Source organism: Janthinobacterium sp. SUN211, assembly GCF_030587315.1.
In the GTDB taxonomy this organism is placed as follows: Bacteria; Pseudomonadota; Gammaproteobacteria; order Burkholderiales; family Burkholderiaceae_D; genus Janthinobacterium; species Janthinobacterium kumbetense.
In genome coordinates, this window is sequence record NZ_JAPWIC010000008.1 from 234,467 (window position 1) to 249,879 (window position 15,413).

General features: G+C 68.5%; 3 protein-coding genes. All 3 read right to left on the reverse strand.

Going from position 1 to position 15,413, the window contains the following annotated elements; genetic code table 11:
• Positions 1-79: 79 nt before the first annotated feature.
• Complete coding sequence (locus tag O3301_RS24020) at positions 80-13,732, reverse strand: filamentous haemagglutinin family protein (RefSeq protein ID WP_305057697.1); 13,653 nt, start codon at positions 13,730-13,732, stop codon at positions 80-82.
• A 181-nt stretch (positions 13,733-13,913) separates the two neighbouring features.
• Positions 13,914-14,861 (reverse strand): FecR domain-containing protein, encoded by a 948-nt coding sequence (locus O3301_RS24025; RefSeq protein WP_099666066.1) that lies wholly within the window; start codon positions 14,859-14,861, stop codon positions 13,914-13,916.
• Positions 14,854-15,411, reverse strand: a complete 558-nt coding sequence (locus tag O3301_RS24030) for an RNA polymerase sigma factor (protein ID WP_035823145.1) — start codon at positions 15,409-15,411, stop codon at positions 14,854-14,856. The genes O3301_RS24025 and O3301_RS24030 overlap by 8 nt, the downstream gene beginning before the upstream one ends.
• Positions 15,412-15,413 lie beyond the last annotated feature (2 nt).

Consider the following 15,413-nt stretch of genomic DNA (forward strand, 5'->3'; position numbering starts at 1 on the left):
TAATGCTGATCTACTGATGCCTAGACAGCCGCCGCGCGCGGCGACTGCCGAATGTCATCAAATGTTCATAAAACTCCGCTCAAGGCTGCAAACCGCGCCGCTCGTTCGGCGTGAGCGCCTGCAGCTGCGGCGCCGTCAACGGCCCCGCCCCCAGCACCTGCACCACGCCGGCCGGCTGGTAGCTGGACGCCTGCGGTTCGCCGCCCGTGTGCTTGCCAACACCGGCTTCGTCCGCCTGCTCGTTGCCAAAGCCCAGCACCTTCACCGTGAACAGCGACGGCTGCGCCTGGCGCGTGGCAGCCCGTTCGCGCTGCAGCACGTCCTGCGCCGCGGTGACGGCTTGCGTGGCGGCCGCGCTGGCATTGCTGAGCGCCCCCACGTTCACCGAGGCGATCACGGGCATGCCCGTGGCCTTGCCCTGCACCTGGATGTTTTCCGCGTTGACCACCTGCAAGGCCGCCAGGTTGACGTTGCCCGAGACGCGGATGCCCGCCTCGCCCGCGTCGATGGTGCCCAGCGGGGCGATCAGGTCGATGTCGCCGGGCGGCACCTCCGGGATCGGGTTCAGGGTGGCGATGCCGGCGCCCGTCGTCGGCGTGCTCGGCGACAGGCTGACGAGGCCGATGCTGTCGTAGGTGCGGCGCTGCGGCGTGTAGACGACGGTGGACTTGGTGCCGCGGCCCGCATTGATGTCGCCCGTGGCCGACCAGGCCAGGATGTTCCCGCCGAATGTGGTGAAGATGCGGCTCTGGCCCAGCAGGATGCTGTCTTTCGCATACATCTGGATCTCGCCCGCCCCCTGCGTCAGCACGCCCGAGCCTTCGCCCGGCGCATAGCCGCCGTCGACGCCGATCAGCGCGCGCCCGCCCGGCACCGCGATGCCGATATCGCCGCCGAAATCCGTGTGGATGCCGGCATCGTTGACGATCACGTGCGGCACGTTGACGGTCGGACGCCCCGCCTCGGCCCACTCCTGCGGACTCAGGTAGCGCACGCCCGCGACGGGCCGCTTGGTATAGATGCCTGCGTAGTCGTTGACCGTGTACAGAGCGCTGCTGAACATCGTCAGGTCGCCCTTGTACTCGATCTTCTTGCCCGCCTTGTCCTGCGTCGGAAAGAGGGTGGCGATGGCTTCGCGGCCGCGCAGGTAGCTGCCGCGGCGCACGCCGTCCGGATCGTTGTACTCGCGCCCGGCCGCCTTCAGTTCGGCAAAGTAGACATTGCTCAGGTACACCTGCTGCTGTTCCTTCGGCAAGGCGGCAAAGAAGCTGCGCGCATCGGTGGCCGGGTCGTAACGGATACCCAGGCCGCTGTCGCCGCCAAAGCGCGTCGTCAGCCAGTTCACCAGGTGCAGCTGGCTGACCTGCGCGTATTCGCGCGCCAGGTCGCGCCGCACGCCGCCCGTTTGCGAGCCGGCCTTTTCCAGTTCCGCCTGCTTCGTGCCGAGGAAGGCGGCAGCGCCTGCCTCGTCGCCTTTGTAGCCGAACTGGCCGCGCAGCCAGTCGGCCAGGGTCAGCTTGCCGCCGTAGACGTACACGGCGCTGCCGGCCTGGTCGGCCAGCGGACGGCCCGGGTCGGCCAGCTTGGCCGGGTCCAGGTAGCGCGCCGCGAAGGCCGCGTAGTCGGGGCCATTGCGGCCCACGCCGGCGGCCACGCTGATGCCGGCGCCATTGCCGCGCTCGCCGGGACCGGTGCTGACGATGGAACCGAGGCTGCGCAGCTCGCCCTTGTCGGCCATGTACAGGTCGCGTCCGGCGCTCACATTGAGCTGGCCCGGTCCCGCCACATAGAAGGTGCTGTAGCGGATATCGCGCCCGGCGCTGACGACGGAAACGTCATCGGCGTGGCGGTGCACGAACAGGTTGCCGCGCGCCGACGAGCTGCCGGTGACGACCGGCTTGTCCGGATAGTCCGGCCGGCCGACAAAGCCCTGGCTGGTCCATCCCGCCGCGCCGTCCGGCACGCCCTCGACGCTGCCGAGCGGCGTGCCCGAGTTGACGATATCGCGTCCGGCGCGCACGGCCACGGCGCCGCCGCCCTCGTACCACAGGCCCAGGGCGCCGCTGACACCCTTCAGGTTGCCCCGGTACACGATGCCGCCCGTGCGCAGACCGACGATGTCGCCGCTGCTGGCATAGAAGTGCGCGGGCAGCTGGCCTGCCGGCACATAGTCGGACACCGTCGGCGGCGTCATGCTGAACAACGGATACAGTTGTTGCCCGGCATCGCTGGCACCGTTCGGGGTCGAGCCGAACCATTTCAGCGCACCGGGCGCCAGCGCATCGGCGCTGACGTTATGCAGCGGCAGCAGGCCGAACCAGACCTTGTCCAGGGCGCCGACGAAGCCCGGATTGAACGGATTCGGCAGCATGCGCGGGTCGGCGCCCGATGGCGTGATCGGATAACCGGCCGCATGGATGGAGTCGGCGGCCAGCATTTCCAGCTGGCCCGTGCCCGTCCTGACAAATTGCGGCGCCACCGGCGACGGCGCCAGGATCACGCCGTTTTGCGGCATGTCCACCTTGCCGCCATCACCACCCAGCCTGCCCAGGCTGGCATTGCCGTAGTACAAGCTGCCGCTGGCGGCCACGGCGCGCAGCACGGACGGCATGACGAAGCGCCCGTCCGTCGGCGCGTGGTTGTCGCCGATCGTCGAATTGATCCAGGACGAGGTGGGCGTCAAGTTGCCGCCCGCGCTGAACAGGTCGATGGCCGTGGCCGGCGTCCACAGCGAGAACCAGCTCCAGCCTTCGCCGGTGCGCGCCACGCCCTGGTAGTTGAACGGCGAACCGTTGCCCAGCTGCTTCACGCGGCCCGCATCGGCCGTGCCGCCCAGCACCAGGTCGCCGCGCGCATCGATGCGCACGCCGCTGTCACCCGGCACCAGGATAGGCCCGCCGCTGGCGATGGACGTGCCCGCCGTGTAGGTTTCGTACGGCCGCGATTCCGTCGGATCGGCGCGGTCGAAACGCAGTTCGACGCCGCCCACGGCGCCCGCCTCCATGCGCAGCGCGCCACGCAGGTTGGTGAAGGTACTGTTGAGCGTGGGATACTGGCGCTCGAAGCGCGTATCGACATTCGCGAAGTCGCCGTTGCGGTCGAAACTGCGCACCGCGGCGACCGGATTGAGGCCGCCGCCGATGCGGATGTCGAGGTCGCCCCCGCCCGTCAGCAGCAGCTTGCCGTCCGGCGTCACCCTGCCCGTGCTGCCCACGGCCACGTTCAGGCCCTGGCTGCGCGGCGCGAATTCGCCGGCCGGATCGGCGCGCGAGGTCAGCATGCCGGCGTCGCCGCCCGCCTGCAGCAGCACATTGCCGCCGCCCAGGGTGCCGATGCCCGTAAAGCCCGACACGACCGGCAAGCCGGCAAACAGGTCGGGACCTTCCGGGCGCGCGACGTAGGTGCCGAAATTGACCCACCACGCCGTCGGCACGCCCGCGCCCGTGCTGCCGCTGCCCTGGCGCCACAGCCAGCTGCCGATATCGCTGGTGTCCTGCTGCGCGTTGAGGAAGCCGATGGCATCTTCGCGGCGTTGCGTGGAGGTGCCCAGGGTATCGCCCTTGACGTCGCCCTGGGCGCGCAGCAGCAGATTGCCGCCGTGCTCGGGATACCAGGCGCGGTACAGGCTCTCGCTGCCGCCATCGACGAAGCGCGTCAGCTTGTCGCCCAGGGCGCCGAGCAGCTGGCCCTTGGCGTTCAGGCCGCGCGGCAAGTTGAACAGATCCTTGCCATCGACCAGCGGCGAGGCCGACTGCGTGCCCGCCGTGTAAACGCCATACAGCGAACGCATGTCGAAGTCGCCCGCGGCCAGCAAGTCGAGGTCGCCCGTGCCCGTGCGCAGCACACTGAACAGGGGCTGGCGCGCCGGTTCCACATTGGTCACATATTCGGGCGGCGTGCCGTCCGCCACCTTGATCACATAATGGGCATAGTACTCCAGCATGAACTCTTCGCTGCCAAACCACGTCTCGATATCAACCTCGCCTTCCGGCATGCCCTCGCTGATGGCTTGTTCACTGAAGATATATTTGCCCGGCAAACCCGTACCCGGCTTGACCGACGTCTTTTCCCCCATGCCGTAATGCGTATCGGCCAGCATCAGATGGGCGTCCTTCGCATGCGGCCGCAGCGCGCGCGTATCGGCCGCGGCCGTATCGGCGCCGCCCACCAGGCGCAGCGACCACGCTTGCGAACCCTGGGCCAGCATGGGCGCCAGCGCCAGGTTGCGGCCCTGGCTGCCGCTGCCATCCTCGCTGCGCAGCGCCACCATGGTCGCGTCGCCAGGCAGCTTGACCAGCGTGCCGGCTGGCAGCACGCTGCCCTTGTCCAGCGCCAGCGCGGAGGCCAGCACCACGCCATTGATGGCATTGACGCTATCGCCCGTGTCGCGCGGTTGGCCTTCCGGGAAGGGCAAGGCCACATTCGCCGGCCACACCATGGCCGCCACCTTGGCCGCGCCAGGCAGGCGCAGGCCGGCATCGAGCTGCATGCCGCTCGATAAGGTCAGCGCCTTGGGCAAGACGGTGCCGGCCGCGTACAGCACGCTGCCGTCGGCATTGCGCACGGCACCGCCCAGCACGCTGCCTGCTGGCAAGTTCAACTCCGCCGTCAAGGTGGCGCGCGCCGCCAGCAAGGTGCCGCTGCGCAACTCCATGGCTTTCATCGGCACGGCAAAATTGACGCTCGTGCCCGATTTGAAATACGTGTCCTCGGCCAGGGTCACCAGGCCCGCTTGCGGCACGACGACCTCGCCGCCCCACGGCAGCCGGCCCTTCACCAGCTGCCAGCCCTTGTTATCCACCGTGACGGGCAGCTTGCTGGTATCGAAACCATCCGTGATGCTGCCAAAGACGCTGAGCTTGCCACCGGCGCGCAGCACCAGCGCACCGGCCTCGCCCGAGCCGTACACGCCGCTCAGGCGCGCCAGCGGATTGACGCCGTCGTAGCGGTGGCCGGACAGGTCGATGTCGCCATCGATATGCAGGTCGCCGCCCGGCGTGGCGCTGACGATCTCGACGCCGGGACGCAGGTGGAAGGCGTTCGCATCGCCGCGCAAGCCGCGCAATTTGTTGTTCATCAAGTTGCCGTTCGCCAGCGCATTGACCATGAAGGCCTGGCTGTCCCCGTGCTTCCCGTCCAGGTAAGCCTGGTTGATGCTCTGGTAGCTGCGGCCGTCCGCATCCTTGCCGGCGCCGGCCGGGGCATCCTTGTATTGCCAGAAGGCGTTGACGTTGACGGTGCGCGCACCGGCGATGTTCAGCGCGCCGGCCGCATCGATGTCGATGTCGTCGCCCGTGGCACCACCGAGGCGGCGCGCGTTCAGGTCGATGCTGCCATAGTTGCCGCCGCCTTTGCCTGCCTCGCCACTGCGCAGATCGAAGCGCGCGCCGTTTTCCAGGGTCAGGCGGCCGCCAGGCGACGCCAGTTCGATCACAGCGCGGTTCGGCGCCTCGATCACCTGGCCATAGCTGTCCGTGCGCAGCACCGTGCCGTGCGCATCGAGCACGGCGCCGGACTGGATGGTGACGCCGTCGCGGCCGGCCAGGCGGATGCTGCCCACCTGTTCGCCGCTGGCGTCGATGCGGCCATGCACCGTCAGACTGCCGCCGTCGACGGAGACGCTCACTTCGCGTGCCTTGAGCTCGTCGCCGATGGTCAAATTGCCCTGCTTGAGCTGGAAGCTGCGGCTGCCGAACACCTTACCCGTGTTCAAACGCTGGTTCAGGCCGGCGAAGTCGCCGACCTGCTGGGCGCGGATCTCCGCACCACCGGCCGCGTACAGCACCTGGGTGCCGCCCGCGTCATAGCTGCCGCTGGCGCCGCCCAGCAAGGTGCCGCGCAAATCGACGCTGCCGGCAGCGTCACCGGTGGCTGTCGCGCTCAGCTTGCCGGCGCGATTGTTCACGGCCGACACGTCGATCACGGAGGCGGCCGCCTGGCGCACGTCGCCTTCGCGGCTGTCGAGGATCACGTCGCCGCCCCAGCTGTACTTGCTGGTGTCGTAGAAATCGATCTTGCGACCCGCCAGGTCCAGCTTGGCCTTGTCGCCCAGCAGCACATCGCGCTCGGCCGACAGGGTCAATTTTCCGCTTGGTAAGACCACCGACGTATCCACGCTGACATTGTTGCCGCTCAGCGCCACTTCGGCGCCCAGTGCGCCGGCCAGCGCCGCATTCGTCGGCGTGGCGGCGGCCGCGCCTGCCGGTGCGCTCACCTTCAGGTCGCCGCCCGCCGTAATGCGGTTGACGGAGCCGGCCGCGCCCGTCAGCAGCGGCGTGTTGATCAGCAAATCGCCGCCGCTGTAGCGGTAGCCATTGGTGGCCGTATCCCACGCGCTTTGCGACTGGTAGACGGACAGGCTGCCCTTGTTGTTGGCCGTCAGCTGTTCGCTGGCGTTGAGCGCCACCTGGCCGAAGCCCAGCACCAGGCGATCCAGCTTGTGGATGGTGTCGGGACGGCTGTCCGGCGTGAAGCCGAACTCGATGCGCTTGGCATCGACCTGCAGGCGGCCGCTGCCCGTGCCGGGGCCATTCGCAACCACCGCGCCGGGCGCGTTCGTCGCGCCCTGCCACACGAGGGTGTCCGTGTGGATGCGCGCCAGCGCGTCCGCGCCGCCATAGCCGTAGATGGCCGGCGTATTGAGCACCAGGCGCGACAGCGACGACTTGCCCGTGGCCGCATCGATGGTCGACAGCTGCGACGAATCATAGAAGTTGAAGGAGTTGCGCGCCGTCAAGCCCAGGCTTTCCAGCGCCGGCGCACCCGTGCTGGTGTCGCCGCGCAGCAGGCGATCGAGCACGCCCTGGTTCAGCGCCAGGCCGTCCGGCAGGGCGCCGCGGGCGCTGGCGTCCGCCAGGGACGCCTCGCTGCCGACATTGATCGCCCCCATCGCCAGCACCAGGTTGCGCGTGCCGTAGCGCACGTTGTCGCGCAGGGTAAACGCGCGCTCCGTCACGGCGGCGATGGTGCCCTCGGAATACAGCGAGGTGCCGCCGCCGCAGGCGCCCTCCGCCTTCTTGCAGGCGCCGATGTCGATGATGCCGGGGCCATACGATTCGGACGATGGCGCCGCGGCCGGCAGCATGTCCAGCCAGCCGTTCGAAACGGCCAGCACGCTGCCCATGGGCAGGTACACATAGCCATCGCGCGAGTCCCAGGCCGCCTTGCCGCGGCCCAGCGTATTGATGCCGGAACCCTGCTCGAGGATGATGCCGTCGTCTTTTCTCGCCGTCACCAGGAACACTTCGGCCGCCTTCAGCACGGCGCCGTCGCGCAGCACGATGCCGCCCGCCGATTCGTTGATGGCGGCGATATTGGCGCGCTGGTTGCTGCCCGTGCCAAATTCGCTGTAGGTCACGCGCGGCAAGCCGCCGATGCCCACGCGCTGGGCGCCGAAGGCATTGATCTGCGACGCGTGCACGGAGACGCCATTGAAATCGGCCAGCGGCGCCGTGCCGTCGGCCAGCACTTCGTAGCGGGTCGATGCATGGTTGCCCGTGCCCAGCAGCAGGGAGCCGCCGAAGCCGCCCTCGGCCGGCGCGTACAGGGTGCTGCCATCCATCATCAATGGCGTATGGTTGTTCTCGACGCTGTGCAGGGATGGAGCGATCAGTTGCAGCCGCACGCCCTTGGCGTCGCGTTCGAGCATGGCGCGCGGCACGCCGTCGCGCGTGGCCTGCGCCACGGCAAAGGCGGCATAGCCCGTTTCATTGTATTGCGAATAGCTGCGCAGCACGTCGGCCGGCGTCAGGATGGCTTGCTGCGCCACCACGTCGCGGAACGCCGTGCCCGCCACGCCCGTCTGCGCCGCGGTGGCAAACGAGCCATTGCGCATGGCGATCGTGCCGCCTGTCTCGACGGCGCCGGCCAGGCCATTCAATTCCACGCGGAATGCACCGGGCTGCAGGGCAAAAGTCGATGGCAGCAAGGTGTAGGTGCCGGCCGCCAGGCCGGGCACGCCCGCGCCGATGGTGATCTGGCGTCCCACGGCGGGCTTGCCCGCGCCCTGCTCGGCCGTCAAAGGCGCCACGTCCGGCTGTACGCCGGGAATGATGGCGTACACGGGGTTGGTATTCAGGCCGGGCAGGGTGAAGCCGCCGTTCGGCTTCATCTGCACCAGCGGATTGAGGCGCGCGTCGGTGGAGCCGCCGCGTCCGGCCAGGAAGGCCGCGCCCGTCAAGGTGCCGCCGCCCGACAGGTCGAGCACGGCGCCGGCTTGCACGTCGACGGCGGCGCCCGTCAAGGCGATCTCGGGACCGTTGCCCACGCCCTTGAACACGACGTCGTTGCCGTCATACAGGTAGCTGAGGCCATCGAGCGTGCCGCCGTACGGCATCGTCAAGCCTTTCGCGCTGACGGACGTCAGGCTGCCCGGCAACAGGTTGACATGGCCCGTGTAGGCTTCATAGCCTTCGGCGCCCAGATTGATCTGGCCCAGCGGCGCGCGCAGCACGCCATGCTGGTTGATGGTGGGGGCAACCAGGCTCAGGCTGCCAAACACGGAGAACGGCTGGTTCGGCGTGGCGCTGCCGGCGCTGCGCCCGATATCGAGCGTGCGCAGCGGATCGAGCGTGACGCGGATAATGCCGTATTCGTCGATGGCGCTCTTCTGGCCCACCGTGACCATGCCGCTGTCGCCCGTGGCCGGGTAGATTTGCGCGGCCACCAAGGTGGCATTGCCCGGCTGGTACAGGGCGGCGCTGTTCGACAGGCGCATGTCGCCGCGGCTGTTGAGGGTCAGCTGCTCGAAGGCATCGCGTTCGACCACCAGGTCGGCGCCGCTGCTCTGCGCGATGGTGCCGCGCGTACCCATGTTGACCTCGCCCGCGATATCGAGCATGCCCGCATCGATCTGCAGCAAGGAATCCTCGGCCACCAGCGGCACGCCCAGCATGCCCCGTCCCCTGCCCAGGTTTTTCGAGCCTTTCACGGCATTGGGCACGATGTAATCGTCCTTCTGCGCACGCACGGCCGTGCCCAGGCGCACGTACGGCGCCGCCAGATGCACCTGGCTGGCAAGGCTGGTCGCCTTGTCCTGGCCATCGGGCAAAGGCTGCTGCGCCAGCCCCAGCGAGGTGGCGCTCAGGCGCAGGCTCTGGCCCAGCGACAGGTTGACGTCGCCGTCAAAACCGAGCATGCCATTCACATGCAGGGCAAGGTTGTCGAAGCCGCCCGCCTGCACGCGATCGACGCCCAGGCGCGCGCTGCCGTAGCGCAGCGCCGCATCCTGCTGGCCGGCGCGCAAGTCGACGGGCAAGGCGCTCTCGCCCTGCACCTGCGCCAGCAACATTTCGCGCGGCACGCGCACCGCGTTGTCCACGTTGCCGCCTTGCAAGTTGTAGCGGTCGACCTTGCCATAATTGGGCGTGTCCAGCGCCAGCGCCAGGGTGCCGCCGGCCGCACCGGCGCCACCGGCCGCGGCGCGCAGGGTGCCGTCGGCAAAGATGCCGTTGTACGAACTGAGCGAAATCAAACCGCCGTTGCCGGCCACGTTGACGGCGCCCTGGTTCGGCAAGTCCAGTGCGGCTTGCGCGCCGCTGGCGTCGAGCAGGGCGCCCGGACGCACGACGACAAAGGCATCGGCTGCGTCGACGCTGGCAGCGTCAGCCTTGTAGCGGGCGCCGATTTCGATGCTGCCGCCCTGGTCCGCACGGCCATAGCGGCCGCCGCGCATGTCGGTGGCGACCGTGGCGCGGCCAGCGACATCGAGCACGGCCTTGTCGCCGATCCAGATCGACGTGGCTTGTCCCTTGCCGTTCGGCAGGTCCACATCATTGCCCGTGCCAAACGTGCCTGGCAGGATGGCGATCTTGCCGCCCCAGGCGTCGAGCCGCCCATCGACGGTGATCTGGTCATTGCCCGTCAGGCTGATCTGGCGGCCCGGATCAACCTTGATGACGGCGCCCTGGGCCACCGCCAGGGCGCCCTTCACGTGCGGACTGCCGGCCGTCAGCGACAGGTTGGCGCCGGCGCGCTGCGTCAGGCGGGCCTTGCGCGCATCTTCCTGGTACAGCTCCGGCGTCCACAGTTCCAGCGCGGCGCCAGGATCGGTGCCGCCCGCCACCGTATGGCCCGTGGCGGGATTGAAATGCAGCACGGGCATGGTGACGTCGATATGCGCATCCTTGACCACCGCGACGCCATCGCGGCCCGTGATGGCGTAGTCGGCAAAACCGCTCCGGAACAGGCTCGCGTCCAGCGCCAGCAGCGGCTTGACGGCCGCGTCGCGCCCCAGCACCATGCCGGCCGGCAGCACCAGACCAGGCGGCGCGCGCAATTCTTCGGTGGCGATGCTGCCCGCCGCGTACTTCGTCGTCACCGGTACGATAGGCAAGCCCTGCGGAAAGGCAGCCGCCGACACCACGAAGCCGGCATTCAGGCCATTGATGACCGTCAGCACGCTGCCGGCTGGCACGATGGAACCCTCCCATACATACGTCGCGTTGTTGATGACGACGTGCGCGCCAGGCGGCAACAGCAGGTCGGCCCCCAGCACCAGCGGTTTTTGCACCGACACATCCACCACCACGGGTTTGCTCAAGGCCTGGCCCGGTTTGATCACGCTGGTGGTCAAGGTGAAAGCCAGGGGAATCGTCTCGCCCTTGGCGATCAGCAATTCATCGGCCAGGCGCAGGGCCAACGGCGAACTGCTGCCGCCTGGCAACACATCGCCTTCGAGCAGCTGGCCGCCGATGCTGACGGCCGCGCCGCTGTCGATCACCAGGCGTCCGCCGCCTTTCACGCCATAGCCGCGCAATTCGCCATCGAGCTTGAGCATGGCGCCCGTCGGCGCCTTCTCCGTCGGCAGATCGACCGCCAGGGTGATGTCGCCGCCGCGCCCGCCCTGCAGGCTGCCATTGCCCATCAGGGCCGCGCCGGACGAGACGTCGATGACGCTGCCGCCCGTCAGGTCGATGCCGCCCGAGCTTTTCAGGCTGACCTTGCCGCCATTGATATACGGCAAACCGGCGCCGGCGCCGGGATCGAGTTCCAGGTTGCTCCACAGGCCGCGCGCATCGAGGCGCACGCCGGGCGCCACGCGCACGCCGGCCGTGCCCGTGGGACGGTTGTCCGGCACGAGCTTGCCATCGGCCCATACCGCGCCCGCATTCGCCAGGTAGCGCGAGACGATGTCGCCGGCGGCGATGCTGCCGCCGCGCGCGCTCACGTTCGCTTTCAGCGCCACGTCGGTGGCGTGCAGGGCGATGTCGCCGCCATCGGCCACGCGCACGTCGGCATTGACGTCGAGCTTGTCGTAGGCATAGATATTCAGCACGCCCAATTCCAGCCCGTTGAGCCAGTCGGCGTCGAGCTGCAAGGTCTGGCTGCGCGCGGCCGGCAAGGCGGCGTCCAGCAGTTGGCCATCGGCGATGCCGGCCACCTTGCCGATTTGCACCTTGTCCAGCACGGCTTGCGGGCTGTCGCGCATCTGGCCCGTCTTGGTATCGAAGACGGGTGTCATTTTGCCGACGATCAGTTGGCCGGCGCGCGCCGCCGCCGTCTGCGCCTGCTTGTAGCCATCCACGCCGTCATCGTGCTTGCGCTGCTGGCGCTCGCCCTGGAACACGGACGTGTCGATATCGCCTTCCAGCACGGCCGCGCCCGTGGAAACGATCAGGCGGCCCGCATCGCGGCCCACCGTATAGCCGTTTTCCAGGCGTTCGCGCGGGCCGATCAGGGCATTCGCATAGGTTTCCGTCGTATTCGCGCCCCAGCGCGCATGCGTGCTTTCATAGCCGCGGTACAGACCCGTGTACAGATTGTCGCCCGGCGCCGTGCTGAGCTTGTACATCGCGCCATCGGCGCCCTTCAGCCACGTCTGCTTGACCATGCCCGTCTGCACGTCCAGCGAGCCGCCGGCGATATTGATGCGCGAACCGGCCTGCGTCACCACTTCGCCGCCGCCAAAGCCGACAGTGCCGCCCTGGGCCGCCCATTCACCGATGCCGTGGCCGCTGGTGTTCAGGTAGCCGCTCACTTCCAGCAAGCCGCCGGCCGTGTACCAGCGGTCCGTGGCATAGCCATTCGTGCCGGCCGGCACCAGCACCAGGTCGCGGCGGTCGACCCACACATCGCTGTTGTTCAGGTATTTGGCGTCGCGGCTGCCGGGCGCGTCGCGCTGCTCGTTGCCCTGCACGTTGATCAGCACATTGTTGCTGCTCATGTCGACCTTCACGCCGACGGCGCCGGAGACGTCGATGGCGGCGTCGCGCGCCACGTGGCTGCGGCGGGCCGCGTCGACCAGCACCTGGCCGCCCGTGGCGAGGGTCAGCGAATCGCCTTCGAACTCCACGTTGCCGGCCGAAACGATGCGCACCAGCGACTGGTCGCGCCGGTCCAACGGCGTGTCCGTTCCCTTGCCCGTGTCTTTCAGCAGGGTGTCGCGCTGCACATCGAGCGCCGTGGCGCCGTTATCGTCGATCAAAATGGCGCTGACGCTGCCGCGGCCCATGGTGACCTTGGCGTCGTCGCCCGCCGCCGCCAGGTGGATGGCGCCGCGTCCGTTGACGGAGGTGCTCGACAGCAGCACGCCGTCCTGGCGCAGCGTGTTGCCGCTCAGCGTGATGTCGCCGCCGGCCGACTGGATCAAGCCGCTGTTGACGACGGCGCCGGCGCCGCTGCCGGCCACGCGCAGCATCCCGACTTCATTGCCGCGCGTGCTCGAATACTGGTTCTTGTCCGTGCCCTGGCCCGGGCGCACGACGATGGCGTCGCCGGCGGCCAGCGTGGTCTGGCCGTTCGGCGTGGTGATGGCGCCCGCGTTGTGGACGCCGCGGCCGGCCAGCAGCACATAGCCGCCGCCTTCCGTCACCGTCTGCGGCTTGCGCGTGTCGATGCGCGCGCCGGCGGCGACGACGACATCGGCCTCGGCCTTGCCATGCTTGAAGGTATTCTGGTCCTGCAACAAGTCATTCGCAAAGGTCGGCACGGCGCCCGTGCCCTGCGCCTTGCCGTACAGGCCGCTCTTGAACTGGCTGTCGCTCATGCCCATGGCGGCGGCCGCCAGATTGCGCGTATCGACCTGGCTGCTGCCCGTAAACACGATGCCGTTGCGGTTGACGATCATCACCGTGCCATCGGCCTTGATCTGGCCCTGGATCTGGCTGGGGCGCGCCAGCGGATCATTGACCCGGTTCAATACGGACCAGTTCGATTTCTGGTCGAATTGCAAGGTGGTGTTCTTACCGACGTTAAAACTTTCCCAGTTCAGTATCGCCTTGTCGTCCGTCTGCACGACCTTCACGACGGTCTTGCCGTCGGCCTGGCTCTGCACCGGTCCCTGGGCGTTGAGCCAGCCGGCCGTCAGGCTGTTGCTGTCGACCTGCAAGCCGCCCTTGACCAGGCCATCGGGAGCGCCGCCCACCGCCAGCGCCGCCTGGCGCGCGGCTGCCTGCACCGCCTGCTCGGCGGCGATGCCGCGCGCGGCCAGCAACAGGTTATTCAGTGATTGCTGCAGCTTGCCTTCCGCCTTCTGCTGCTGCAGCAAAGGATTGTTCAGCGAGGTGGCTGGCTGGCCATTCGGCAAGCGTCCCGTGCTGGCCGCCGTGCCCTGCTGCGCGCCCTTGCCGGCAAACCAGGCGCCGCTGAACGGCTGCTGCGCCTGCGCGCCGCCCGCCTGCAGCAGCACGGCGATGGCCAGCGCCAGCGGTTTCAGGCGTACCGGGCGCCCGGTCCGGTTGCCCGCCATGGCGGAGGAGGATGCGTGTTTCGTGACCGACTTGCTTCGCTGCATGGCGACATTCCCTTTTCATGTTCCGTTGCTGACCGATATCGCGAGGCGGCGCGCGGCACGCACGGGGGCGGGCGGCAGGCACTGATTCGCGGCTTCCAGCAGCATTGACAGGGAACAAGGTCCGGGACTGCAAAAGGTCATGAAAATGTCATAATTGGCGGCATGCCATCGGCGTGCATCGCTAGCCAAACAGCACGATGCCGCCCGGCAGCCGCGTCACGCGCGCGCCATACGCGTCCTGGATCAGGGCGATCACGTCGTCGAGACGGTCGAGCGAAAAGCTCGCTTGCACGCGCGTGAGTTTCAAGGCGTCGCCATTGAGGATCAGCTTGCCGGGACGGTAGCGGTTCACCTCATCCACCACTTCGGCCAGGGTGCTTTGCTTGAATACCAGCAAGCGCTGGCGCCACGCGCTGACGTCGCCCCTGGCCACCGCGCGGGCGATGCCGAAATGCTCGGGCCGGTAACGCAGCTGCTGGCCGGCCGCCAGTTCCGCATCGTTGCCCGCCTGCGCCACGCGCAGGCGGCCCGCCAAACACGTCACGCACACTTCCTGGCCGAACAGGCGGATATTGAAACGGGCGCTGCCGGCCGACACGGTGCCGTCGCCCGCCTGCACGCGCACGCGCGCCGCGCCGCGCAAGCCGGCCTGGAATTCCGCCTCGCCCGCCAGCAGCACCAGCGCCGCGGCGCCGTCCTGCACGGGCGCCGCGTCGAGGCGCGTCTGCGTATTCATCTGCACCAGCACGCCGCCGTCGAGCGCCACTTCGCGCTGTTCGCCCGTGCCCGTGGCGTAGTCGGCGGCAAGCCCAGCGACGGCCGGCCACAGGTCCATGGGCGGGCGCAGCACCAGCAAGCCCAGCGAGGCGGCCACGGCGCCGCCGAGCCAGGCGCGCCGAGCCGTGTTGACAGGCGCCTGCGCCCGCTTGACGGCGCGCGCGGCCGGCGCCATGGCGCCCCACACGGCGCGCGCCTCGGCAAACGCGTTGGCATGCTTGCGGCTGCGCGCACACCAGTGGCGAAACACTTGCGCATCGCGCTCGCTGACCTGGCCCGAGGCCAGGCGCACGACCCACGCCTGCGCTTCCTTCTGGATGACACTCATGTCGTCTTCCGCTTGTTCAGTCATGATGTTTAGACGTTTTTCCCGCGCCGGGACCGAAGCGCTGAATGAAATCGCGTCCCATGCGCTCGCAGCAATGTTCCAGGCCGGCGCGCAATTCTTTCTCTACCGTGCGGGCGGAAATGCCGAAGCGCTCGGCGATATCGCGGTGCGGCAACTGGTCGACGCGGGCGGCGATGACGATGGCGCGCCGGCGTTTCGGCAACTCCTGCAAGGCCCGTTCCAGTTCTTCCAGTTCGGCGCGCGCGCTGAAGGTGCGGGCCGGGTCGGCCAGCTCGTCGGCCATCTCGTACAGGTCGTCGATGTCGGGCAAGCTGAGCAGGCGCGCATTGTCGCGGCGTTGATCTTCCGCAATGTTGATGGCGATGCGCATCAAATAGGCGGACGGGTAGCTGATGGCCTCGGGCGCATTCATCCGTTCGACCCGCAAATACGTTTCATGCAGCGCGTCATTGGCCAGGTCTTCCGAGCCCAGGCGGCGCTGCAAGTGGCGGCGAAACTGTCCGTAGCGTTCCAGGAACAGCTTGCGCAAGGTGGTCTTGAGCAATTCCGGCATGG

Coding starts and splice junctions, on each gene's coding strand:
- O3301_RS24020 (WP_305057697.1), bottom strand. CDS start 13,732: ATGCAGCGAAGCAAGTCGGTCACGAAACACGCATCCTCCTCCGCCATG.
- O3301_RS24025 (WP_099666066.1), bottom strand. CDS start 14,861: ATGACTGAACAAGCGGAAGACGACATGAGTGTCATCCAGAAGGAAGCG.
- O3301_RS24030 (WP_035823145.1), bottom strand. CDS start 15,411: ATGCCGGAATTGCTCAAGACCACCTTGCGCAAGCTGTTCCTGGAACGC.